A 22,951-nucleotide genomic window follows, 5' to 3' on the forward strand; every position below is an offset into this window, starting at 1 on the left:
TCGTCGGTGCGAGGGTGGGGGAAGGGCCGCGGGCCACTCGGGCCTGGCGGTCGCTGTCGTCGGCGCGGCCCGTACCAGGACGAGCCCGGGGCATGTGCCACACGGCCGGACCCAGAGTATCGAAGAGAGGTTCCCCAGTGGTACACCCCGTGGGCCTTCGATCTGGTGTGTTGCCGGTTCTGGCCGGAATGCGCACCCCTCCCGGTCAAAGAGCGGGACGGAATCGGATCGGAATGCGAAGCGGAATTGACACAAAAGTGTCACCGGAGAACTTCGACGGGCCGCCCCTCGAAAGGGTCGGCCCGTCGACGTGTCCGACCCGCCGTCAGTCGAGCAGTCCGAGCTGCCGGGCCGCGGCCGCCGGGTCGACCGGGACGACCTGCGGCTGCGGCGCGCCGGCCACCGCCCAGTCCGGGTCCTTGAGGCCGTTGCCGGTCACCGTGCAGACGATCCGCTGGCCCGGGTCGACCAGGCCGGCCTCCGCCTTGGCCAGCAGACCGGCCACCGAGGCGGCCGAGGCGGGCTCCACGAAGACGCCCTCCTGCGAGGCCAACAGCCGGTAGGCGGACAGGATCTGACGGTCCGTCACCTTGTCGATGAGGCCGCCGGACTCGTCCCGCGCGGCGAGCGCGAAGTCCCAGGAGGCCGGGTTGCCGATCCGGATCGCGGTGGCGATGGTCTGCGGCTTGAGGACGGGCGCGCCGTCCACGATCGGGGCCGAACCGGCCGCCTGGAAGCCCCACATCCGCGGGGTGCGGGCGGCCATCCCGTCGGTGGCGTACTCCCGGTAGCCCTTCCAGTAGGCGGTGATGTTGCCCGCGTTGCCCACCGGCAGGACGTGGATGTCCGGGGCGTCGCCGAGCATGTCGACGATCTCGAAGGCCGCCGTCTTCTGGCCCTCGATCCGCACCGGGTTCACCGAGTTGACCAGCGCCACCGGGTACTTCTCGGACAGTTCGCGGGCCAGCGTCAGGCAGTCGTCGAAGTTGCCGTCGACCTGCAGGATCCGGGCGCCGTGCACCAGTGCCTGGCCCATCTTGCCCAGGGCGATCTTGCCCTGCGGGACGAGCACCGCGCAGACCATCCCGGCCCGCACCGCGTACGCGGCGGCGGAGGCCGAAGTGTTGCCGGTGGACGCGCAGATGACGGCCTGCGCGCCCGCCTCCTTGGCCTTGGAGATGGCCATCGTCATCCCGCGGTCCTTGAAGGAGCCGGTCGGGTTGGCGCCCTCGACCTTGAGGTAGACCTCGCAGCCGGTGCGCTCGGAGAGCACCTGCGCGGGTACCAGGGGCGTGCCGCCCTCCAGCAGGGTGACCACCGGGGTGGCCGCGGTGACCGGCAGGCGGTCCCGGTACTCCTCGATCAGGCCGCGCCACTGGTGGGTGTGCGCGCCTCGGACGACGTTCTCGGCAACGGCGTTCATGGCTGGTTCCTTATTCCCCTTCGACCCGCATGATGCTGGCCACGTCCCGCACGCTGTCCAGCGCGCGGAGCTTGTCGACCGTCGCCGACAGCGCGGCGTCGGTGGCACGGTGGGTGACCACGACGAGCGAGGCGTCGCCGTCGCGGCCCTGCTGGCGCACGGTGTCGATGGAGACGCCGTGCTCGGCGAAGACGGACGCGACCTGGGCGAGCACGCCCGCCCGGTCGTCCACGTCCAGGCTGACGTGGTAGCGGGTGACCACCTCGTCCATCGGCTTGGCGGGCAGCTGCGTGTACACGGAGTCACCGGGGCCGGTGGACCCGGCCAGCTTGTTGCGGCAGACCGCGACCAGGTCGCCGAGCACCGCGGAGGCGGTCGGCGAGCCGCCCGCGCCGGGGCCGTAGAACATCAGCCGGCCGGCCGCCTCGGCCTCGACGAACACCGCGTTGTACGCCTCGCGGACGGACGCCAGCGGGTGCGAGAGTGGGATCATCGCCGGGTGGACGCGCGCGGTGACGGACTCACCGTCGGCGGCCCGCTCGCAGATCGCGAGCAGCTTGACCACGGCGCCCATCTCCTTGGCGGAGGCGATGTCGGCGGCGGTCACCTCGGTGATGCCCTCGCGGTAGACGTCCGCCGCGGTGACCTTGGTGTGGAAGGCGATCCCGGCCAGGATCGCGGCCTTGGCGGCGGCGTCGAAGCCCTCGACGTCGGCCGTCGGGTCGGCCTCGGCGTAACCGAGCGCGGTGGCCTCCTCCAGCGCCTCCGAGTAGCCGGCGCCGGTGGTGTCCATCTTGTCCAGGATGAAGTTGGTGGTGCCGTTGACGATGCCCAGCACCCGGTTCACCTTGTCCCCGGCGAGGGACTCGCGCAGCGGGCGCAGCAGCGGGATCGCGCCCGCAACCGCGGCCTCGTAGTACAGGTCCACACCGGCCGCGGCGGCGGCCGCGTGCAGCTCGGTACCGTCCTGGGCGAGCAGCGCCTTGTTGGCGCTGACCACCGAGGCACCCTGCTCGAAGGCGGACAGGATCAGCGATTTGGAGGGCTCGATCCCGCCCACCACCTCGACCACCACGTCGATGTCGCCCCGGCCCACCAGGGCCTCGGCGTCGGTGGTGATCAGGTGCTCGGGCACCCCCGGGCGCACCCGGCCGGCCCGGCGGACCGCGATCCCGGCGAGCTCGACCGGGGCACCGATGCGAGCGGCGAGGTCGTCGGCCGTCGTCGTCATGATGCGCGCCACCTCGGAGCCCACCACACCACAACCCAGCAACGCCACCTTCAGCGGGCGCGTACGCATCATCCGACTCCGCTCTGCATTCTTCGTGCTTCGGTATTTCCGGCGGTTTTTCGGGGGCCGCCGGGAACTTCGGTCCGTACCAGTCTCGGGGACTTTCCGCACGGATCTACGGTCGTTCCATGATCTGAGACAAGGATTTCGTCATCCGATATCCAGACGCAGGAGATCCTCCTCCGTCTCGCGCCGGACGAGCACCCGGGCCGCACCGTCCTTGACGGCGAGCACCGGGGGCCTGAGGGCGTGGTTGTAGTTGCTCGCCATCGAGCGACAGTAGGCACCGGTGGCGGGCACCGCGATCAGGTCGCCCGGGGCCAGGTCGGCCGGCAGGAAGGCGTCCTTGACCACGATGTCGCCGGACTCGCAGTGCTTGCCGACCACCCGGACCAGCATCGGCTCCGCGTCGCTGGTGCGCGACACCAGGGCCACCGAGTACTCGGCGTCGTACAGCGCGGTGCGGATGTTGTCGGACATCCCGCCGTCCACGCTGACGTAGGTGCGCAGGCCCTCCAGCGGCTTGACCGTGCCGACCTCGTACAGGGTGAACGCGGTCGGGCCGACGATCGCACGGCCCGGCTCCACGCTCAGCCGGGGGGCGCTCAGGTTCGCGGCGGCGCACTCGCGGCGGACGATCTCGGCCAGTGCGGCGGCGATCTCGGCCGGCTCGCGCGGGTCGTCCTCGCTGGTGTACGCGATGCCCAGGCCGCCGCCCAGGTCGATCTCGGGCAGTTCCACGCCGTGCTCGTCGCGGATCCCGGCCAGCAGGCCGACCACCCGGCGGGCGGCGACCTCGAAGCCCGCCATGTCGAAGATCTGCGAGCCGATGTGCGAGTGGATGCCGCGCAGTTCCAGGCTGTCGTGGCCGAGCACCCGGCGCACCGCCTCGGCGGCCGCTCCGCCGGTCAGCGACAGGCCGAACTTCTGGTCCTCGTGCGCCGTGGCGATGAACTCGTGGGTGTGCGCCTCGACGCCGACGGTGATCCGGATCAGCACCTGCTGGCGCACGCCCTGGCGGGCGGCGATCGTGGCCAGCCGCTCGATCTCCTCGTAGGAGTCGACCACGATGTGCCCGACCCCGGTCTTCACCGCGTGCTCGAGTTCGTCCACCGACTTGTTGTTGCCGTGCAGCGCGATCCGCTCCGGCGGCATCCCGGCGGCCAGTGCCACCGCCAGCTCGCCGGCGCTGCACACGTCGAGGTTGAGGCCCTCCTCGTGCAGCCAGCGCACGACCGCCTTGGAGAGGAACGCCTTCCCGGCGTAGTAGACATCCGCGTCGGCGCCGAAGGCGTCCCGCCAGGCGCGGGCCCGGCTGCGGAAGTCCTCCTCGTCGAGCACGTAGGCCGGGGTGCCGAACTCGGCCGCCAGCCGCCTGACGTCGATCCCGCCGACGGTGGCCACGCCCTCGGCATCACGGGCGACGGTGCGCGACCAGACCTTGGGGTCGAGCGCGTTCAGGTCGGCCGGCGGGGCCTGGTAGTGGCCCTCGGGCAGGACGTCGCCGTGGCGGGGGCCTGCGGGGTGTGCGGAACGACTCATGTCCTAAGTCCTTCGAGCTATGGCGAGGGGCGGCGACGGTCCCCGTTGACCGTCAGCCGCCCCCGCTGTGCGCTTGGGGGTGGTGCTTACATCCGCTCGGGCGCCGTCACGCCCAGGAGCGTGAGGCCGTTGGCGACGACCGTGCGCGTCGCGTCGGCCAACCAGAGGCGGGCGCGCGTGAGGTCGGTGACCTCCTCGTCGCCCCGGGGCAGGATGCGGCAGTTGTCGTAGAAGCGGTGGTACTTGGCCGCCAGCTCCTCCAGGTACACGGCGACCCGGTGCGGCTCGCGCAGCTCGCCGGCCGAGGCCAGCACGCGCGGGAACTCGCCGAGGTGGCCGAGCAGGTCGGACTCCCAGTCGGTGGCCAGCAGCTCCGGTTTGAAGTCCTCCGCCGCACCGCGCGTGATGCCCTGGTCGTCGGCGTTGCGCTGGACGGCGCACATCCGCGAGTGGGCGTACTGGACGTAGTAGACCCGGTTCTCGTTGGTCTGGCTGGTCAGGATGTTGATGTCCAGCGTGATCGTCGAGTCCGTGGAGGAGCGCGCCAGGGTGTAGCGGGCCGCGTCGACGCCGATCCACTCGACCACGTCGTCGATCGTGATGATGTTGCCGGCCCGCTTGGACATGCGGACCTCTTCGCCGTCGCGAAGCATCTTCACGAACTGGCCGATCTTCACCTCGATGTTGCGGTTCATGTCGTCGCCCGCGCAGGCCGAGATGGCCTTGAGGCGGTTGACGTAGCCGTGGTGGTCGGCGCCCAGCATGTAGAGCGCGACCTCGGCGCCGCGGTCCCGCTTGGACAGGTAGTACGCGGCGTCGGCGGCGAAGTAGGTCTTGTCGCCGTCGGCCTTGATCAGGACGCGGTCCTTGTCGTCGCCGAAGTCGGTGGTGCGCAGGAAGACCGCGCCGTCCTGCTCGAAGACGTGGCCCTGCTCGCGCAGCCGGTCGATGGCCTTCTCGACGGCGCCGGAGTCGTGCAGCGACTTCTCCGAGAACCACACGTCGAAGTGGGTGCCGAACTCGTCCATCGAGCGCTTGATCTCGGCCACCATGAGCTTGAGGCCCTCGGTGCGGAAGACCTCCAGCTGCTCGGCCTCGGGCAGGTCGAGCACGCCCGGGATCGCGTCGGTGAGGGTCTTGGCGATGTCGACGATGTACTCGCCGACGTAGCCGCCCTCGGGCACCTCGCGGCCGTTCGCGGCGGCCTGCAGGGAGGCGGCGAACTTGGTGATCTGCACACCGGCGTCGTTGAGGTAGTACTCGGTGGTGACGTCGGCGCCGGAGGCCCGCAGCACGCGCGCCAGCGAGTCGCCGACGGCGGCCCAGCGGACGCCGCCGATGTGGATCGGGCCGGTCGGGTTGGCGGAGACGAACTCCAGGTTGATCTTCAGGCCCTTGAGGGCCTCGTTGCGGCCGTAGGCCTCGCCCGCCTCGACGATGGTGCGGGCGAGCGCACCGGCGGTGGCGGTGTCCAGGGTGATGTTCAGGAAGCCCGGACCGGCGATGTCGACCTCGGCCACGCCGGTGATCCCTCGCAGGCGCCCGGCCAGGACCTCGGCAATGGCTCGCGGCGGCTTGCCGGCCGCCTTGGCGAGCTGGAGGGCCACGTTCGTCGCGTAGTCGCCGTGGTCCCGGTTCTTGGGCCGCTCGACCGTCACGTGCTCGGGCACGGCGACGGCCAGTTCACCCGCCTCGACGGCGGAGCTCACTGCGGCCTGGATTGCCTGGGAAAGGTCTGCGGGGGTCACGACGCCAAGCGTAGGCGAGACGGGGTACCCGCCCGCCACCCGGTTTGCCGGTTGAGACGCGGCGGCACCCCCGCGCCGGGGGTGTCAGCCGCGATCCGTCCGTTCTGTTCGCTCAGGGCGAAACGCATCGGACCGTTCCCCCGCCCGGACCAGCCGCCGGACCAGCGCCACCAGATCGGCGGGGTCGAAGGGCTTGCCGAGGTAGCCGTCCACCCCGACCGCCTCCCCCAGGTCGAGGTCCGCCGGGGTGCAGGCGCTCACGATCGCGATCGGCAGCGCGCTGGTGTCCGGGGTCGCGCGCAGCCGGGCCGCCGTCCGCAGGCCGTCCAGCCGCGGCATCACCACGTCCAGCGTCACCACGTCGGGCTTCACCCGGCGGATGACCTCCAGGCACTCGGCGCCGTCGGCGGCGGTCACCACCTCGAAGCCCTCGAGCTCCAGGTTGACCCTGATCAGCTGGCGGATCACCTCGCTGTCGTCCACCACGAGGACCCGCCCGGACACTCCCGACACCTCACCGAGGGTATCGGCGGCCGCGTCGCCCCGTCCGGCCTTTGGGCACTTCCGCCCACCGGGCCGCCGGGCCCGCCCCGACGATCTTTCCGGAAACCCGTGCACGGGCCCCGTCGGAAGCCTGGTAGTGTTCATTCCGTCGGAACGCGCAAGCGGCCGGCAGGCCAACAGGCCCCCGTAGCTCAGGGGATAGAGCACCGCCCTCCGGAGGCGGGTGCGTAGGTTCGAATCCTACCGGGGGCACTTCGCGGTAAGTGCAACTGAGGCCCAGATCAGTGGAGTTGATCCACCGATCTGGGCCTTCGTCATGTCCGGGCACGGCCGACCGGGGCCGGTGCCGGCGGGCCCGGCCCCGTGGGGGTGGGACCGGGGCCGCCGGATCAGGGGGCGCTGCCCTCGACCTGGGTGTACAGGGTGGCGATGGTGTGGTCGAAGTAGGCGCTGTACGAGGTGTCGTCGGAGTCGCCGCCCTGCTGGTAGCCGCCGATGGCGCCGACCACGTCACCGGTGGCGGTGTTGATCCACGGGCCGCCGCTGGTGCCGGCCGGGTAGGACGGGCACTGGATGACGCGCTGGTAACTGCTCTGCTGGCCGGTGGTGTTGGTGCACAGGTTGGGCTTCTCGGCGTCGGCCGGGTAGCCGTAGAGGCGGACGGTGGCGCCGAAGGGCTCGTCGGTGCCCAGCTTGTTGCCGCCGACCACGTCCTCGACGTTGCGGCCGTTGTTGGGGGCGGTCTCCAGGATCGCGAAGTCCTCGTCCACGTCGCCGTTCTGGGACCAGCCGGAGGCGGTGTGCACCGCGGTCACCTGCCAGGTGCCGTACGGGGCGGAGCCGTCCCGGTAGCCGGGGGCGAAGGTCACGCCGCTCGCGCTGCTGAGGCAGTGCGCGGCGGTCAGCAGCAGGTTGCCAGTGGCGCTGTGCAGCACGCTCGCGGTGCAGAAGTGGTCGCCCGCCCCGACCGGGCCGCTGAACAGGGCGCCGACGGTGGAGGTCTCCCGGTTGTCGGCGGGGGCGGGAGCGGTCGTGCCGAGCACGGCGTCGCGCACGTCGGGGGTGGCGGCGGCGGTGGGCGTCGGGGTGTCGGCGGGGGTCGGCGTGGCGGCCGGGGTCGGGCTGCCGCTCGGGGTGGTGTCCACGACCGGGGCGGGCTCCGCCGTGGTGGTGGCGGTCGGGGACGGCGCCGGGGCGGAGACGACGGGCCGGGTGCTGCGGGCGACCTTCCCGGCGGCCGACGCGTCGGCCAGGCTGAACCCGTGCGTCCCGGCGACCACCCCGGCCACCACGACCGCGGACAGCGCGGCGAACAGCGAGGGGGCCAGCAGACGGTGACGGCGTGACCTCGCGCGGCTGTGCTGGCCCATTCCTGACTCCCCTGCCCTGGTCGGCGCCTCGTTCGGTCAATGACTATGACGCCTCAGCCTGGAAGGCTCGTTACCGCAGGCTTGGAGCTCGATGAGAATCCCTCACCGGCCCGGACCGACCGGCCTCAGGAGGGTATCCAAGGCGGACGCCTCGATGAAGCCGGTGTGCGTCCCGGCGGAGGTACAGGCGAAGGCCCCCGCGGCCGAGCCGGCCCGGGCGCAGTCCAGCGGCGGGTGGCCGCGGAACCAGGCGTACAGGAAGCCGGCGGCGAAGGCGTCCCCGGCGCCGTTGGTGTCCAGCACCGGGCGGCCCGGGTCGAGGGCGGGCAGGTGGCGCAGCGCGCCGTCCTCGCGGGTGAGCAGGTGGCAGCCCTCGGCGCCCGCGGTGGCGACCACCACGGCGGCCCGGCCCTCGGCGAGGATCGCCCGCATCACCCGCTCGTAGCGGTCGCGGCAGCCGGCCACCGAGAGGAACACCAGGTCGGAGCCCAGGGCGTAGTCGCGGTGGTGCGGGTTCTCGCCGTCCCAGTCGTGCAGGTCGGTGGAGGTGGTGCGGCCGAGCCGGTGGAGGTCGCCGTACATGTCCCGGTTGACGCCGGTGATCGAGAGGTGGACGTGCCGGCTGCGCTCGGCGTACGGGAGGTGGAAGGACCGCGGCAGCCGCAGGTCGGCGGGGTGGCGGCTGTCGAAGAAGGAGAACCGGCGGCCGGCCCGGTCCACCAGGTTGACCCCGCGCGGGGTGCCGTGCGGGCTGACCAGGTGGGCGAAGTGCAGGCCGTGCCGGTCGAGGGCGGCGCGGACCAGCTCGCCCTGGGGGTCGTCGCCGAGGAAGTCCAGCAGGGCGGTGCGCAGGCCGAGGCGGTGGGCGCCGAGGGCGACGCCGGTGCCGGTGTGGCCCAGGTGGTCGCGCACCGGCTCGACGTGGTGGGAGTCGCCGGGCGGCAGTTCCAGCCGGTCGACCCGGACGATGGTGTCGACGCCGACCCCGCCGACCACGAGCAGGTCGAACTCGGGCTCCGGCACGACGGCTTGCGGCAGCACGACGGCTTGCGGCAGCACGACGGCGCCTCCTCGATCCCTGGACGGTGGCCAGGAGTCAAGCAGGCGCCGGAGGTTGACTGCAAGACCTTGCTGCAAAATTCAGTCGGCTGCTCCCGTCAGTCGGCCGGCGGCTGTTCCGCGCCCGTCTCCGTGCGGATCCCGGGCCGCACATTGGCCTGCACATCGGCGATGGCCGCGGCCCTGGGGCTCGGCCGGCCGTCCACGACGGCTCCGTCCACGCCCGTTCCGTCCACCGGGGACCCGTCCACGGCGGTCGGCACCGCGACGGGCACCTCCACCGCACCCGGGACGGCGGTCCCCTCGCCGGGCGCCGGACGGTGGTCGATCATCAGGAAGGCGACCAGCGCGGCCAGCAGCAGTACGCCCATCGCCACCCAGGTCGCGACCACGTAGCCGTGCACCGCACCCTGGGCCCGCACCAGCGGACCGCTCGCGATCCGGGTGGACAGCCAGGTCGCGGTGGCGCTGGCGGCGATCGTGTTCAGCAGCGCGGTACCGAGCGAACCACCCACCTGCTGGGCCGAGTTGATGGTGGCCGAGGCCGCGCCGGCCTCGTTCGGGGCGACCCCGAGGGTGGCCAGGCTCATCGCCGGCATGAACACCAGGCCCATGCCGAAGCCGATCAGCAGCACCGAGGGCAGCACCATGGCGGCCCACGGGCTGTCCACCTTCATCTGGGTCAGCCAGGCCATGCCGCCCGCGGCCAGCATCAGCCCCGGGGTGATCAGGACCCGGGACGGCACCCTGGTCATCAGCCGCGCCGCGACACCGGTCGAACTCAGGATGATGGCGGCCGTCATGGGCAGGAAGGAGATGCCCGAGACCACCGGCGAGAAGTGCTTGATCGCCTGCATGTAGTAGGTCAGGAACAGGAACAGGCCGAACATGCCGACCATGGCCAGGCCCACCGAGAGCGCGCCGCCGCCGCGGTTGCGCTCGGCCACGATGTGGATCGGCAGCAGCGGGTGCGCGGAGCGCTTCTCGACCAGGACGAACACCGCGAGCAGCGCCACGCCCAGCAGCAGCGAGCCGATCACCAGGGCGTCGCTCCAGCCCCGGGTGACGGCCTCGGAGGTGCCGAACACGATGGCCAGCAGGCCGCCGCAGCCGAGCAGCGCCCCGGGCAGGTCGAGCTTGATCCGGCGCCCCTTCGCGACGTGGTCTCGGTTGAGCACCCGGAACGCCGCGAAGGCGGTGACCACGGCGATCGGGGTGTTCACGAACAGGCACCAGCGCCAGTCCAGGTACTCGGTCAGCAGACCGCCGGCGATGAAGCCGATCGCGGCGCCGCCACCGGCGATCGCGCCGAAGATGCCGAAGGCCGTACTGCGTTCCTTCGGGTTCGAGAAGGTGGTGGAGAGCAGCCCCAGCGCGGACGGGGCGAGCAGGGCGCCGAACGCGCCCTGGAGGGCACGGGCGCCGAAGAGCATGGCGGGGCTGACCGACGCGCCGCCGAGGGCGGAGGCGAGGGCGAAGCCCAGCAGGCCGATGATGAAGACGCGCTTGCGGCCGAAGAGGTCGCCCAGCCGGCCGCCGAGCAGCAGCAGCCCGCCGAAGGCGAGGGTGTAGGCGGTGATCACCCACTGCCGGTCCGCGTCGGAGATGCCCAGGTCCCGCTGGGCCGACGGCAGTGCGATGTTCACGATGGTGATGTCCAGGACGATCATGAGCTGGGCGATGGCGATGATCGCCAGCGCCCACCAGCGGCGGCTGTCCGCTTCCTCATGACCGGTGACGGCTTGAGCAGACACTGGTCGAGCCTTCCGGAGGGGGTACGGAGAGGTCACGCAGTCGCCTTCCAGCCAAACCCCGGCTCCGGGGAAGCGCAAGGAAAAACCTGTCCAAATCGACCTTTATCGGACAAAAGGACCAGGGCCCCGGGACTCCTGACCGAGTCCCGGGGCCCTGGTCCCCACCCCATCCGCCGGACGGGCCCTAGAGCGCGGACAGCTCCGCGACCAGGTCGTCCAGCCCCAGCGAGCCCTGCGAGAGCGCCGCCATGTGCCAGGCCTTGAGGTCGAACTCCTCGCCGCGCGCCTCGTGCGCCGCCCGCGCCGCCGCCCGGCCGCGCAGCCAGGCCCGCTCGCCCAGCTTGTAGCCGATCGCCTGGCCGGGCATGCCCAGGTAGCGGACCAGCTCGCTGTCCAGGAAGTCGGCGGACAGCCCGCAGTAGCGGCCGAAGAACTCCCGCGCGTGCTCCGGGCTCACCGGCTCGCCCGGCCGGTACGGGGAGTCCGCCGGGAAGTCCATGCCGACGTGCATGCCGATGTCGACGATGACCCGCAGCGCCCGCATCATCTGGGCGTTCAGGAAGCCCAGCCGGTGGCCCGGGTCGGTGAGGTAGCCGAGCTCGTCCATCAGGCGCTCGGCGTACAGCGCCCAGCCCTCCATGTTGGCGCTCACCCCGCCGAGGCTCACCTGGTAGTTGGAGAGCCGGTCCGCGACGTACACCCACTGCGCGAGCTGCAGGTGGTGGCCGGGGACGCCCTCGTGGTACCAGGTCGACACCAGGTCCCAGACCGGGAAGCGCTCCTCGCCGAGCACCGGCAGCCAGGTCCGCCCCGGGCGGCTGAAGTCCAGCGCCGGCTGGGTGTAGTACGGCGCGGCGGCGCTGCCGGGCGGGGCGATCCGCGACTCGACCCGGGTGACCGGCTCGGCCAGGTCGAAGTGGGTGCCCTGGAGGTCCCGGATGGCCTGGTCCATCAGGCCCTGGAGGTACTCCCGGGCCGCCTCGGCGCCCTCGATCGACGGGCCGTCCGTCTCCAGCCACTTCATCGCCGCCATCGGGCCGACGCCCGGGCGGACCTTCTCGGCCTCGGCCTCCATCTGTGCGAGCAGGTCGTGGAACTCGCTCCAGGCCCAGGCGTAGGCCTCGTCCAGGTCCAGGTCGGCGCCCGTCCAGTAGCGCACCCAGCGGGCGTAGCGCTCCCGGCCCGTGGTGTCCGGGGTGTCGGCCGCGGCCGGGCCGTACACGTCGCGCAGCCAGTCGCGCAGCGCGGCCAGCGCGTCGGCGGCGGCGACCGCGTGGCCGGTCAGCTCGGCCCGCACGCTCTCCGGCGCGGCCTGGACGAACTCGCCGAACCAGCCCGCCCGTCGCCCACCACCGCCCTCACCCGAGCCGCTGTGCGGCGCACCTTCTTCTGGGACCTCCCCGGACAGCCACTGGCCGAACTGCCCGACCACCGTCTCCACCTGGCGCGGGCCGGACAGCAGCCCGCGCTCGATGCCCTCGGCCAGCGTCCGCCGGTACTGCTCCAGCGCCAGCGGGAAGCGGGCCAGCCGGCGGCCGATCAGCTGCCAGTCGGCCTCGGTCTCGGTGGCCATCAGCGTGAAGGCCTCCCGCGTGTTGTGCACCGGGGAGCCCAGGTTGCGCACCGCGCGGTAGTCCTCCCCCGCGTCGTGCACGGCGAGTTCGGCGGTCAGCCGCTCGCGCAGCAGGCGGGCGCAGCGGCGCTCCGCCTCGTCGTCGGCGGCGCCGGAGCGCTCGGCCTCGTCCAGCCGGGCCAGGGTGCGGCGGGCGAGGTCGGCGATCGCCTCGGCCCCGGCCGGGGAGAGGTCGGGCAGCCGGTCGTCCTCCGGGTTGAGGCCGAGGTACACCGCGGTCAGCGGATCGAGGTCGGCCAGGGCCTGGACGTAACCGTCGGCGATGCGGCGGGGGGTGTCCCCGCCGGTGGTGATCAGTTCTTCAACCATTCGGACATCATCGCGGGGCCCGGGCCGATTGCAAGCCCCTTTAGACCGACCGCGGTCCGGTTCCGGCGCCCGGCACACGACCTGAACACCCGTTCGGAGAGATCCGGTGCGCGACAGGTCCCGATCGGTCCGACGCCCATTACGCTGACGACCATGGAAGCCCGCCCCACCACGGCAACCGGGCCGGTGCCCGCCCAGGCCGCCCCCGAACCGCGCCCGCGCCGCTCCGGCTACCGGCGGCTACCGGTCGAACAGCGGCGCGAGCAGCTGATCGCGGTCGCCCTGGAGCTGTTCGCCTCCCGGCCGCCCGAGGAGGTCGGGCTGGACGACGTGGCCGAGGCCGCCGGCGCCTCCCGGCCGCTGGTCTACCGCTACTTCGCGGGCGGCAAGCAGCAGTTGTACGAGGCCGCGCTGCGCACCGCGGCGGACGAGCTGACCGCCCGGTTCGCCGTCCCGCCGACCGGGACGCCGTCCGAGCAGCTGGCCTCCGCGCTGGACGGCTACTTCGCCTTCGTGGCCGAGCACGACGCCGGCTACTCGGCGCTGCTGCGCGGCGGTTCGGTGGTGGAGACGGCCCGCACCTCGGCGATCGTGGACGACGTCCGGCGGGCGGCGCTCAAGCGGACCCTGCGGCACCTGGGCGTGCGGGAGGCCGGACCGCGGCTGACCCTGCTGGTGCGCTCGTGGATCGCGGTGGTCGAGGGCGCCTCGCTGAGCTGGCTGGACGAGGGGCGCGCGCTGCCGGTGGACGGGCTGCGGGACTGGCTGGTGGACCAGTTCACGGCGATGGCGGCGGCCACGGCGCTGCACGATCCGCAGACGGCGGAGGTGCTGGCGGGGCTGCTCGCGCTGGAGGGGCCGCGGGCGGAGCGGGCCGAGCGGCTGCGGGCGGTGCTGGGGGGCGCTTCCCCGGACGGGGACTGACGGCCTCCCGACCCCCGTGCCAAGGGTCGGGCCGGCGTGGCGGTCAGGCCTTGCCGAGCACCTGGCGCTGGCGGCCGAGGCCGTCGATCTCGATCTCGACGACGTCCCCCGGGGCGAGGAACGGCTTGCCCGGGTGGCCCAGGGTGACTCCGGCCGGGGTGCCGGTGACGATCACGTCGCCGGGCTCCAGCACCATGAACTGGCTTGCGTAGCGGACGAGTTCGAGCACCGGGAAGATCATCTCGGCGGTGTTGCCGTGCTGTCGCCGCTCGCCGTTGACCCACAGCCGCAGCACCAGGGACTGCGGGTCGGCCACCTCGTCGGCGGTGACCAGCCAGGGCCCGAGCGGGGTGAAGGTCTCCGCCGACTTGCCCTTGTCCCACTGGCCGCCGCGCTCGAACTGGAAGGCCCGCTCGGTGACGTCGTTGGCGATCGTGTAGCCGGCGATCACCCCGGCGGCCTCGGCGTGCGAGTCCAGGTAGCGGGCGGTGCGGCCGATCACGATCGCCAGCTCGGCCTCGTAGTCGGTCTTCTCGCCGCCGCGCGGCACCAGCACCTCGTCGTACGGGCCGACCACGGTAGAGCTCGGCTTGAGGAAGATCACCGGCTCGTCCGGGATCGCCGCCCCGGCCTCGGCCGCGTGGTCGCGGTAGTTGAGCCCGATGCCGACCACCTTGCCCGGTCGGGCCACCGGCGCGCCCACCCGCAGGCCGTCCAGGTCCACCACCGGCAGGACGCCGTCGGCCACCTCCCGGGCCAGCCCGGCGGTGTCCAGCCCGGACAGGAAGGCCCCGTCGAGGTCGCGGGCCCGCCCGGAGAGGTCGTACGCGGTGCCGTCCTCGCCCAGCACGACCGGGCGCTCGGCGCCCGGGGGTCCGACACGGAGGAGCTTCATCGATCCGTCACCAGCCTTTCGTCGCAGCTCACCGGGGCGGCGCGGACACCGCTCCCGAGTCTGGCAACGAGGTATATCAACGGCCCGGGCCGGTGGACCAGACCGCCCCGATGGGCGGATTCCCATCAAATCGCACCGGGCCACCGGGGCCCGAATCGGTGACCCGTACGGTTGACAGCCGCCGGGCACCCGACGTCACCCGGAGGATCCGCCGGCGAATCCGTACACGCCCAGGGCGAACGTCCGTGTGCCGGACCGCCGCGGGGCGCAGGATCCGAGGCATGGAGATCACCCGGGTACGCGACGAATTGCACATGATCACCCTGGAGTTCGGCACCGCCTACCTCTGGCGGGACGACCACGGACTGACCCTGGTCGACACCGGCGTCGCCGGATCGGCGGACGGGATCGAGAAGGGCATCCGCACCATCGGGCTGGAGCCGGCGGCCCTACGCCGGATCGTGCTCACCCACCACCACGAGGACCACACCGGCTCGGCCGCCGAGCTGGCCTGCCGCTGGAGCGCCGAGGTGGTGGCGCACCGACTGGAGGCGCCGGTCGTCCGGCGCGAGCAGCCGGCGACGCCGCCCGTGCTCAGCCCCTTCGAGCAGCAGCTGTGGGACGGACTGCCGCCGATCCCGCCGGCCGAGCCCTGCCCGGTGCACCGCGAGGTCGAGGACGGGGACGTGCTGGACATCGGCGGCGGCGCGGTGGTGGTGCACGTGCCCGGCCACACCGACGGCAGCATCGCGCTGCACCTGCCCGGGCCCGGGGTGCTGTTCACCGGCGACGTGGTGTCCAACGTGCAGGGCCGGACCGGGCCAGGGGTGTTCCACACCGACCCGGCCCGCGCCCTCGCCTCCTTCCACCGGCTGGCCGCGCTGCCGGTGGAGACGGCGGTCTTCGGGCACGGCGACCCGATCGCCGCGGGTGCCTCAGCCGCGCTGCGCGCCGCCGCCGAGCAGCACCCGCAGGTCTAGCGCCCGCCCCGGGCCGGGGCCGAGCCGGGCGGCCTCCCGCTGCCAGTGGGCGAGGTCGCGCCGCAGATCGGCCCTGGCCTCCGGGGTGGCGCCGGGCTGCTCGGCCAGCGCCTCCAGCAGCGTGGCGCCGGCGCCCCGGAGGCCGTCCCGGGCCAGCCAGAGGGCCAGGTCGTGGCAGGTGCGCAGGGTGCGCGGGTCGGCCGGGCCGCAGATCCGGGCGAAGTCCGGGACGAGCTGCACCAGGATGTCCACCGCGTCCCCGGGCCGGCCCTCGGCGCCGTGCTGCCAGGCCAGGTCGGCCCGGCGGCGCAGCTGCTCCGGGCTGGGGTCGTCCGGCCGCAGCATCCCGGGGCGGATCGCGCTCAGCCGCTCCAGCACCTCGGCGGCGGTGGCGGGCCGGTCGGTGGGCCGCTTGGCGAGCAGCTGGGCGACCAGCTCGGCCAGGGCCGGGTCCTTGCCGCGCACCCGGGGCGGGGTCTCGGCCATGTGCTTGCGCATGTAGTCGTACGGCGAGTCCGCGCGGAACGGGCGCCGGCCGGTGCTGACCTCGTACAGCATCACGCCGAAGGCGTAGAGGTCGGCCCGGCCGTCCACGGTGCCGCCGGACCAGCACTCGGGCGCCAGGTAGGGGACGGTGCCGACCACGCTGCCGGTGGAGGTGAGCCCGGTGGACTGGGTGAGCAGCCGGGCGATGCCGAAGTCCAGCACCTTGGCGCGGTCCCCGCTGTCCGCGATCATCACGTTCTCCGGCTTGATGTCCCGGTGGATGACACCGCTGCGGTGCGCGGCGTCGAGCGCCTCGCAGATCTGCGCCATCCAGGCGAGCGCCCGCCCGTGGTCGGGCAGGCCGTCCTTGAGGACCGCGGACAGCGGGCGGCCGCGGACCAGCTCCATCACCAGGTAGTGGAGCTCCCCGGAGACGTCGGTGGCCCGGCCGTAGTCGTGCACCGTGACGATGTGCGGGTTGGACAGGTTGCCCGCCAGCTTGGCCTCCCGGACGAACCGGCCGACGGCCTCCCGGTCCGCGGCGTGCTCGGCCAGCAGCAGCTTGACCGCGACCGGCCGGTCCAGCACGGTGTCGGTCGCCCGCCAGACCACGCCGAAGCCGCCCTTGCCCAGCCACTCGTCCAGCCGGAAGCGTCCGCCGAGCACCTCTCCCTTGTGCATGCACTCCCCCAACGTGCCCGCGCCCGAACGGCGTTCGCCGTCGGCGGGGTCACCATAGCGGCGGCCGGGGACGAACGGGTGAACGAGGCGGGCAGCAGTGTCGGGGCCCCGGCGTCAGGGGCCCCGGCGTCAGGGGCCCCGGCGTCAGGGCTTGGGCTTGGGCAGGCCGACCGGGTTGATCTCGGAGGTCCGCACCGCCTCGTTCTCCAGGCCCCAGCGCTTGAGCACCTGCCCGTACGTGCCGTTCCTGATCGTCTCGTCGATCGCGCCGTTGAGCGCCTTGACCAGCCCGTTGTCCTTGCGGGTGGTCGCCGCGATCTTGCCGAGGACGTCGGCGCCGCCACCCGAGTAGGTGCCGACCACCTCGGTCTGGCCGGTCTGCACGGCGTGGAAGGCCAGGCTGGGGTTGGGGCCGGTGTAGACGTCGATCCGGCCGGAGGAGAGCGCCAGGTAGTACTCGGTGCCGGAGAAGTACTTGATGTCGATCGGCTTGAGGCCGTTGCGGACGTTCTCCTCGCTCCAGGAGATCAGCAGCTTCTCCTGGTTGGTGCCGGTGGCGACGCCGACGGACCGGCCAGCCAGGTCCTTGGCGCCGGTGACCTTGATCCCGCTGCCCTTCCTGGTCTCGAAGCCGAGGACGTCCAGCCGGTAGGTGGCGAAGTCGTACTTCTCCTTGCGCTCCTCGGTGACGGTGATGTTGGACAGGCCCGCGTCGTACTTGCCGCTGTCCAGGCCGACGAAGATGTTCTCCCAGGAGACCGGGTTGAACTCGACCTTGAGGCCGAGCACGTCGCCGATCAGCGAGGCGATGTCCGGCTCGACGCCGATGACGGTCTTGTCGTCGTCGGCGTAGAAGTCCAGCGGCGGGGTGGTGCCGATGGAGTCGACGACCTTCAGGGTGCCTCTTCTCCTGATCTCCTCCGGTACCAGCGCGGCGATCGCGTCGACCTTGGGCGTGGTCACCCGGTGCTGCTCGGGCGACAGGTTCACCACCGTGCCGTCGGGCGCGGTGCTGCCCTTGGCTCCGGCGAGGTCCGCCGAGGCGCCGGTCGCGCCGCTGCCGCAGCCGGTCAGCAGGAGGACGGCGGCGAGCGGGCCGGCGGCGGCCACGAGGGCGCGACGGGGTAGGGACATGGCGGAACTCCTGCTCGGTGAAGGCGGGTTGGGGGGCTTGACGCGGGAAGGGCGGCTACAGGACCTTGGCCAGGAAGGCCCGGGTGCGCTCGTGCCGCGGGCGGTCCAGGACCTCGGCGGGCGGGCCCTGCTCGACCACCACGCCGCCGTCCATGAAGACCACGGTGTCGGCGACCTCGCGGGCGAAGCCGATCTCGTGGGTGACCACGATCATCGTGGTGCCACTGCGGGCGAGGTCCTTGATGACGTCCAGCACCTCGCCGACCAGCTCGGGGTCGAGCGCCGAGGTGGGCTCGTCGAACAGCAGCACCTTGGGCTCCAGCGCCAGCGCCCGGGCGATCGCCACCCGCTGCTGCTGGCCGCCGGACAGCTGCCGGGGGTACGTGGCGGCCTTGTCGGCGAGCCCGACCCGCTCCAGCAGGGCCAGCGCCGCCGCCCTGGCCCCGGCCCGGGGCCGGCCCAGCGCGGCGATCGGCGCCTCGACCAGGTTCTCCAGCACGGTCAGGTGCGGGAAGAGGTTGAAGTTCTGGAACACGAAGCCGATGCCGGTGCGCTGGCGCAGCACCTCGCGCTCCTTGAGCTCGTACAGCCGGTCGCCGGAGCGCCGGTAGCCGATCAGCTCGCCGTCGATGGCGACGTGGCCGCGGTCGAGCTTCTCCAGGTGGTTGATCGCCCGCAGCAGGGTGGACTTGCCGGAGCCGGACGGGCCGAGCACCACGGTGACCGAGCCGGCCGGGACGTCCAGGTCGACCCCGCGCAGCACCTTCAGCCGGCCGAAGCTCTTGTGCAGGCCGCGGACCTGCACCATCGGGGCGGCCTCGGTCGGATCGGCCTCGGTCGGATCGGCCTTGCTCGGGGCGGCCTTGCTCGGCGCGGTCTTGGTCGGCGCGGTCGTGGTCGGCGCGGTCGTGGTCGGCGCGGTCACGGGGTCCCTCCGGGGGTACGGGCGGCGATACGGACGGCGGTATGGACGGCGGCACGGGCACTGGTACGGGCGGGCAGGCTCCGCAGGAAGGTCCGCAGGCGCTGCAGCGGGGTGGGCGGCGGGGTGCGCAGGGTGCCGCGGGAGAAGTAGCGCTCGACGTAGTACTGGCCGATCGACAGCACCGTGGTCAGCACCACGTACCAGACGGTGGCGACCATCAGCAGCGGCACCACCCGGCCGGTCCGGCCGTAGATCACCTGGGCCTGGTAGAACAGCTCGCCGATGGCCATCACATAGACCACCGAGGTGCCCTTGAGCAGCGAGATCACCTCGTTGGCGGCGGCCGGCAGGATGCCCCGCATGGCCTGTGGCAGCACGATCCGCCAGGCCTGCCGCCGGCGCGGGATGCCGAGCGCGGCGGCGGCCTCGCGCTGGCCGGCGTCCACCGCGATGATGCCGCCGCGGATGATCTCGGCGGCGAACGCGGCCTGGTGCAGCCCGAGGCCGAGCACGGCGGCGCCGAGCGCGCCGAGCACGCCGACCGTCTCGAACTCGCCGAAGGTCGGGCCGAACGGGATGCCGAAGCCGAACCGCTTGTAGAGGTAGGAGAGGTTGAACCAGAACACCAGCTGGACGATCAGCGGGATCGAGCGGAACACCCAGACGTACGCCCAGGCGATGGTCCGCAGCACCGCGCTGCGGGACAGCCGCATCCCCGCCACCACGGCGCCGAGCAGGAAGCCCAGCCCGGTGCCGTAGGCGGTGAGTTCGAGGGTGCGGCCGATCGCCTGGAGGATGGTGTCGGCGGTGAAGTACCGCCGGAAGGTGGGCCAGTCCCAGGCGGGGTTGGTGGCCAGGCCGTGCAGGAACTGGGCCAGTACGACGAGGGCGGCGAGCCCGGCCGCCCAGCGCCACGGGTGCCGGGCGGGGACGGTCCGCAGGCCGTCCAGTTCGGCGGCGTCCAGGCCGGGGCCGGTCGCGGGTCCGGGCGGGGACGGCGGTGCCGGGGTGTCGACGGTCACGGGGGTCATCGGGGGACTCCTTCAACGGGCCCTGGCGTCACGGGTGTTCGGGCGGGCTGATCAGCGACTCCGGGATCGCCGAGTCGGTGAGCCCCCACTTGCGGAGGATCCGCTCGTACGTCCCGTCCTTGATCAGCTGGTTGACGGCCGCCTGGAACGCCGGGGTGAGCGGGGAGCCCTTCTTGAAGGCGAAGCCGACGTCCAGCCGGTGGAACTCGTTGAGGAAGCGCACCCCGGCGGCCTCCTGCGCGGCCTGGTGGCGCAGCCCGTTGATGGTGGACATCTCGACGTCCACCCGGCCCTGCTGGAGGCCGGTGAGCAGGGCGCCGCCCTCGCTGAACGCCTTGACCTCGTACGGCTTCTTCCCCGCGTCGGCGCACACGCCCTTCTTGCTGTTGAGCGTGGTCTCGAAGGTGGTGCCGGCGCCGGTGCCGATGGTCAGCCCGCAGAGCTGGGTCAGGTCGGTGACCGGCTGGACGGCCGTGTTGTCCTTCTTCACCGCGAAGCCCTGGCCGTCGTCGATGTAGGTGACGAAGTCGACGGTCTTCAGCCGCGCGGCGGTGACCCCGAAGTTCCCGGTGCCGACGTCGAACTTGCCGCTGTCCAGGGCGGGCAGGATGGTCTCGAAGGCGGCCTCCTGGCGCTGCACGGTCAGGCCGAGCAGCTTGGCGACGGCGTCGGTGAAGTCCACGTCGACCCCGACCGGCTTCTTGCTCGCCTGGTCGGCGTAGAAGGCGCTGGGCGGGGCGCCGACGGACGAACCGAACTTCACCACACCGGACTTGCGCACCTCCTCGGGCAGCAGCGCGGCGGCGGCCTCCGACCTGGCCAGGCCGGAGACGACGTCCTCGGTGGCGGCGGCCGGCCCGCCCGCCCCGGCCGCGCCCGCGATCTTCGGGTCCGAGCCGCACGCGGCCAGCGCCAGGACCGGCAGCAGGGCGGCGGCCGCGAGGAGGCGGCGGCGGACGGTGGTGGTTCTCACGGGGGGCCTTTCAGTGGGTCGGGAGCAGAGCCGGCAGGGGCTTCTCGAACGGGAGCGGGCCGGTGGGAACGGGCCGCCCCTCCTGCCCGTCGGCGGTGACGTCGAACAGCGGGGTGTAGCCGGCCGCCAGGTAGAGGGCCTTGGCCTCGGGCTGGCGCGGGCCGGTGGTGAGGTACATCCGGTGGTAGCCGGCGGCCGCGGCCGTGCGCTCCAGCTCGGCCAGCACCCGGCGGGCCAGGCCGCGGCGGCGGTGCGCGGAGTGTGTCCACATCCGCTTGACCTCGGCGGTCCGCTCGTCGTGGCGCATGTAGGCGCCGCCGGCCACCGGTTCGCCGCCCGCCAGCAGGAGCAGCAGCGCGCCGTGCGGCGCGGCGAAGGCGTCGGCCGGGTAGCGGGCCATCTCCTGATGGGCGCCGGGGCCGTAGCGGGTGACGTACTCGTGGGTGAGTTCGCGCAGCAGCGGTTCGACCAGCGGGTCGTCCAGGGTGACCTTGCGGAACTCCTCGCGGGGCACCTCGCGGAACTCCTCACCGGGCACCTCGCTCACGACTGCACCGCTCACGCCCCTGCCGCTCACGCCTGCACCGCGATCAGCTGGTGCCGGTCCCGTTCGGCGCGCGTCGCGGCCTCGGCCTTGGCGGCATCCCGCTTGGCGACCTCCTCGCGGACGATCGGGATGACGTACCGGCCGAAGTCGATCGCGTCGTCCAGCAGGTGGTAGCCGCGGGCGGAGAGAATGTCCACGCCGAGGTCGTAGTAGTCCAGCAGCGCCTGGGCGACCGTCTCCGGGGTGCCGACCAGCGCGTTGGAGTTGCCCGCCCCGCCGGTGGCCGCGGCGGTCGGGGTCCACAGTGCGCGGTCGTAGCGCTCGCCGGCCTCGGCGATCTCGATCAGCCGCTGGGAGCCGGTGTTTTCGGGCTGGGCGGTGACCGGGCGGCGGCGGGACGCGAGCTCGCCGCTCTCCCGGCGGGCCCGGATGGCGGCCACCGTGCGGTGCGCCTTCTCCCAGGCCAGCTCCTCGGTCGGCGCGATGATCGGCCGGAAGGCCACCTGGATCCGCGGCGGGTCCGTCCGGCCGGCGGCCAGCGCGGCCTCCTTCACCCGCTCGATCTGCTCGGCGGTGCGGGCCAGCGGCTCGCCCCACAGGCAGTAGATGTCGGCCTCCGCGCCGCCGGCCGCGTAGGCGGCGTCCGAGGAGCCGCCGAAGGAGACCGCCGGGCGCGGCTGCTGCACCGGGAAGACGTCGGAGACGAAGTCGTTGAAGCGGTAGTGGGGGCCCTCGTGGTCGAAGGGCTCCCGGCTGGTCCACGCCTTCTTGACGATGCCGATGTACTCGCGGGTGCGCTCGTAGCGCTGGTCCTTGGTGACGAAGTCGCCCTCGCGCCGCTGCTCGTGGTCGGTGCCGCCGGTGATGAAGTGGACGGTCAGCCGGCCGTCGCTGATCCGGTCGAGGGTGGCGAAGGTCTTGGCGGCGAAGGTCGGGTACGAGACGTTCGGCCGGTGGGCGAGCAGGATCTGCAGCTTGTCGAGGTGCGAGGCGAGGAAGGCCGCCGCGGCGGCGGGCTCCGGAGAGCCGGAGCCGTACGCGAAGAGCACCCGGTCCCAGCCGTGGTCCTCGTGCGCCCGGGCCAGCCGCAGGGTGTAGTCGCGGTCGAAGGAGGCGGTGGTGCGCGGACTGGTCTCCGAACCGTCGCCGGTGGCGGCGATGCCGAGGAATTCGACGGGCATGGCGGAACCTTTCGGGGTGGGTCTGATCCGGGGGGCTGCGGGTGGGCAGGCCGGAGGTGGCCGTGGCGGGGCGCGGCCGTCGGGCAAAGGGGCGGTGGAGCGGTGGCGGGGCGAGCGGGTGCGAAGGGTGCGAGGAGGGCGCGAGGAGAGGGAGAACGGCCGGAGCGCGGTGCGAGGGCGGTGCGAGGGCGGTGCGAGGGCGGTGAAGTGCGAGGCGGCAGCGTGCGCCTGACGGTCCGCCAGTTCAACTGGCGGACGACGGTTCCCGGCCCGCGACGGGGCACACCGAGGGAGGACTCCCCGAAGGGATCAGGGCCGGACGGGCGGCCCGCTGCCGGGTCAGCCGCGACACGCCGCGGACCACACCCGACCGAAGTCGATGTGGTCGCGGGTGACCAGGGGCTGCTCGGCGTACATGGCCTCAAGTTGAGCAGTCGGCCGAGCGGTACGTCAACCATCCATCATTGCCGCACTGTTGCGATCTCCTGTCGCGTTTCCGGCGTGTTGCGGGCGGCCCCGAAGCGGACCGGATCGCCGTCCGATCACCGTCCGATCGAGGCC

Annotated in this window: 19 protein-coding genes and 1 tRNA gene; 3 read left to right on the forward strand and 17 right to left on the reverse strand. The window is 72.8% G+C overall.

The window, feature by feature from the left end; all coding sequences use genetic code 11:
- Positions 1 to 325: 325 nt before the first annotated feature.
- The 5 genes from thrC to ACZ47G_RS08375 form a co-directional block, all read right to left on the reverse strand.
- Positions 326 to 1,423 carry a threonine synthase gene (gene thrC / locus ACZ47G_RS08355; protein ID WP_465740669.1) on the reverse strand — a complete coding sequence of 366 codons (1,098 nt, stop codon included), beginning with the start codon at positions 1,421 to 1,423 and terminating at the stop codon, positions 326 to 328.
- Positions 1,424 to 1,433: 10 nt separating this feature from the next.
- Positions 1,434 to 2,726, reverse strand: coding sequence for a homoserine dehydrogenase (locus ACZ47G_RS08360; RefSeq protein WP_380452882.1), 1,293 nt, complete (start codon positions 2,724 to 2,726; stop codon positions 1,434 to 1,436).
- Between the two features lie 138 nt (positions 2,727 to 2,864).
- Positions 2,865 to 4,256 carry a diaminopimelate decarboxylase gene (gene lysA, locus ACZ47G_RS08365; RefSeq protein ID WP_465740670.1) on the reverse strand — a complete coding sequence of 464 codons (1,392 nt, stop codon included), beginning with the start codon at positions 4,254 to 4,256 and terminating at the stop codon, positions 2,865 to 2,867.
- A gap of 86 nt (positions 4,257 to 4,342) precedes the next feature.
- Positions 4,343 to 6,004 carry an arginine--tRNA ligase gene (gene argS / locus ACZ47G_RS08370; RefSeq protein ID WP_465740671.1) on the reverse strand — a complete coding sequence of 554 codons (1,662 nt, stop codon included), beginning with the start codon at positions 6,002 to 6,004 and terminating at the stop codon, positions 4,343 to 4,345.
- A gap of 84 nt (positions 6,005 to 6,088) precedes the next feature.
- The gene (locus tag ACZ47G_RS08375; protein ID WP_465740672.1) at positions 6,089 to 6,517 is read right to left on the reverse strand and encodes a response regulator; all 429 of its coding nucleotides are present in this window, start codon (positions 6,515 to 6,517) and stop codon (positions 6,089 to 6,091) included.
- Positions 6,518 to 6,688: 171 nt separating this feature from the next.
- On the opposite strand from ACZ47G_RS08375, the gene ACZ47G_RS08380 reads away from it, so the two are divergent.
- Positions 6,689 to 6,760: transfer RNA gene (locus ACZ47G_RS08380), tRNA-Arg, on the forward strand.
- 137 nt (positions 6,761 to 6,897) lie between these two features.
- Here the strand turns inward: ACZ47G_RS08380 and ACZ47G_RS08385 are convergent.
- The 4 genes from ACZ47G_RS08385 to ACZ47G_RS08400 form a co-directional block, all read right to left on the reverse strand.
- A complete protein-coding gene (locus ACZ47G_RS08385; protein WP_465740673.1) occupies positions 6,898 to 7,878 on the reverse strand; it encodes a trypsin-like serine peptidase in 981 nt (326 codons plus the stop codon).
- Positions 7,879 to 7,980: 102 nt separating this feature from the next.
- Positions 7,981 to 8,937: a carbohydrate kinase family protein gene (locus tag ACZ47G_RS08390; RefSeq protein WP_465740674.1), complete on the reverse strand. Its 957-nt coding sequence runs from the start codon at positions 8,935 to 8,937 to the stop codon at positions 7,981 to 7,983.
- Between the two features lie 98 nt (positions 8,938 to 9,035).
- Positions 9,036 to 10,691: an MFS transporter gene (locus tag ACZ47G_RS08395; RefSeq protein ID WP_465740675.1), complete on the reverse strand. Its 1,656-nt coding sequence runs from the start codon at positions 10,689 to 10,691 to the stop codon at positions 9,036 to 9,038.
- 184 nt (positions 10,692 to 10,875) lie between these two features.
- Positions 10,876 to 12,633 (reverse strand): DUF885 domain-containing protein, encoded by a 1,758-nt coding sequence (locus ACZ47G_RS08400; RefSeq protein ID WP_465740676.1) that lies wholly within the window; start codon positions 12,631 to 12,633, stop codon positions 10,876 to 10,878.
- 153 nt (positions 12,634 to 12,786) lie between these two features.
- On the opposite strand from ACZ47G_RS08400, the gene ACZ47G_RS08405 reads away from it, so the two are divergent.
- Positions 12,787 to 13,557 (forward strand): TetR/AcrR family transcriptional regulator, encoded by a 771-nt coding sequence (locus tag ACZ47G_RS08405; RefSeq protein WP_380452869.1) that lies wholly within the window; start codon positions 12,787 to 12,789, stop codon positions 13,555 to 13,557.
- Between the two features lie 43 nt (positions 13,558 to 13,600).
- On the opposite strand, the gene ACZ47G_RS08410 is transcribed toward ACZ47G_RS08405, so the two are convergent.
- The gene (locus ACZ47G_RS08410) at positions 13,601 to 14,452 is read right to left on the reverse strand and encodes a fumarylacetoacetate hydrolase family protein (protein ID WP_465740677.1); all 852 of its coding nucleotides are present in this window, start codon (positions 14,450 to 14,452) and stop codon (positions 13,601 to 13,603) included.
- 281 nt (positions 14,453 to 14,733) lie between these two features.
- On the opposite strand from ACZ47G_RS08410, the gene ACZ47G_RS08415 reads away from it, so the two are divergent.
- On the forward strand, positions 14,734 to 15,432 hold the full coding sequence (locus tag ACZ47G_RS08415; protein WP_465740678.1) for an MBL fold metallo-hydrolase: 699 nt from the start codon (positions 14,734 to 14,736) through the stop codon (positions 15,430 to 15,432).
- Here ACZ47G_RS08415 and ACZ47G_RS08420 read toward each other — a convergent pair.
- From ACZ47G_RS08420 to ACZ47G_RS08450, 7 genes are all read right to left on the reverse strand, one after another.
- A complete protein-coding gene (locus tag ACZ47G_RS08420; protein WP_465740679.1) occupies positions 15,388 to 16,599 on the reverse strand; it encodes a serine/threonine-protein kinase in 1,212 nt (403 codons plus the stop codon). The two genes, ACZ47G_RS08415 and ACZ47G_RS08420, sit on opposite strands and share 45 nt — an antisense overlap.
- A 144-nt stretch (positions 16,600 to 16,743) precedes the next feature.
- Positions 16,744 to 17,733, reverse strand: coding sequence for an ABC transporter substrate-binding protein (locus tag ACZ47G_RS08425; protein WP_465740680.1), 990 nt, complete (start codon positions 17,731 to 17,733; stop codon positions 16,744 to 16,746).
- Positions 17,734 to 17,788: 55 nt separating this feature from the next.
- Complete coding sequence (locus tag ACZ47G_RS08430) at positions 17,789 to 18,541, reverse strand: amino acid ABC transporter ATP-binding protein (RefSeq protein WP_465740886.1); 753 nt, start codon at positions 18,539 to 18,541, stop codon at positions 17,789 to 17,791.
- 113 nt (positions 18,542 to 18,654) lie between these two features.
- Positions 18,655 to 19,689, reverse strand: coding sequence for an amino acid ABC transporter permease (locus ACZ47G_RS08435; RefSeq protein WP_465740681.1), 1,035 nt, complete (start codon positions 19,687 to 19,689; stop codon positions 18,655 to 18,657).
- A gap of 28 nt (positions 19,690 to 19,717) precedes the next feature.
- On the reverse strand, positions 19,718 to 20,662 hold the full coding sequence (locus tag ACZ47G_RS08440) for an ABC transporter substrate-binding protein (protein ID WP_465740682.1): 945 nt from the start codon (positions 20,660 to 20,662) through the stop codon (positions 19,718 to 19,720).
- Positions 20,663 to 20,672: 10 nt separating this feature from the next.
- Positions 20,673 to 21,176: a GNAT family N-acetyltransferase gene (locus ACZ47G_RS08445; RefSeq protein ID WP_465740887.1), complete on the reverse strand. Its 504-nt coding sequence runs from the start codon at positions 21,174 to 21,176 to the stop codon at positions 20,673 to 20,675.
- 59 nt (positions 21,177 to 21,235) lie between these two features.
- Positions 21,236 to 22,390, reverse strand: coding sequence for an LLM class flavin-dependent oxidoreductase (locus ACZ47G_RS08450; RefSeq protein WP_465740683.1), 1,155 nt, complete (start codon positions 22,388 to 22,390; stop codon positions 21,236 to 21,238).
- Positions 22,391 to 22,951: the final 561 nt, after the last annotated feature.

The organism is Kitasatospora sp. NPDC030952, assembly GCF_055571335.1.

Bases quoted from the DNA above. Each gene is read 5' to 3' on its own strand.
- ACZ47G_RS08430 (WP_465740886.1), bottom strand. From the start codon at position 18,541: ATGGTGCAGGTCCGCGGCCTGCACAAGAGCTTCGGCCGGCTGAAGGTG.
- ACZ47G_RS08425 (WP_465740680.1), bottom strand. From the start codon at position 17,733: ATGTCCCTACCCCGTCGCGCCCTCGTGGCCGCCGCCGGCCCGCTCGCC.
- lysA (WP_465740670.1), bottom strand. From the start codon at position 4,256: ATGAGTCGTTCCGCACACCCCGCAGGCCCCCGCCACGGCGACGTCCTG.
- ACZ47G_RS08435 (WP_465740681.1), bottom strand. From the start codon at position 19,689: ATGACCCCCGTGACCGTCGACACCCCGGCACCGCCGTCCCCGCCCGGA.
- ACZ47G_RS08385 (WP_465740673.1), bottom strand. From the start codon at position 7,878: ATGGGCCAGCACAGCCGCGCGAGGTCACGCCGTCACCGTCTGCTGGCC.
- ACZ47G_RS08450 (WP_465740683.1), bottom strand. From the start codon at position 22,390: ATGCCCGTCGAATTCCTCGGCATCGCCGCCACCGGCGACGGTTCGGAG.
- ACZ47G_RS08360 (WP_380452882.1), bottom strand. From the start codon at position 2,726: ATGATGCGTACGCGCCCGCTGAAGGTGGCGTTGCTGGGTTGTGGTGTG.
- ACZ47G_RS08415 (WP_465740678.1), top strand. From the start codon at position 14,734: ATGGAGATCACCCGGGTACGCGACGAATTGCACATGATCACCCTGGAG.
- thrC (WP_465740669.1), bottom strand. From the start codon at position 1,423: ATGAACGCCGTTGCCGAGAACGTCGTCCGAGGCGCGCACACCCACCAG.
- ACZ47G_RS08420 (WP_465740679.1), bottom strand. From the start codon at position 16,599: ATGCACAAGGGAGAGGTGCTCGGCGGACGCTTCCGGCTGGACGAGTGG.
- ACZ47G_RS08410 (WP_465740677.1), bottom strand. From the start codon at position 14,452: ATGAAGCTCCTCCGTGTCGGACCCCCGGGCGCCGAGCGCCCGGTCGTG.
- ACZ47G_RS08400 (WP_465740676.1), bottom strand. From the start codon at position 12,633: ATGGTTGAAGAACTGATCACCACCGGCGGGGACACCCCCCGCCGCATC.
- ACZ47G_RS08405 (WP_380452869.1), top strand. From the start codon at position 12,787: ATGGAAGCCCGCCCCACCACGGCAACCGGGCCGGTGCCCGCCCAGGCC.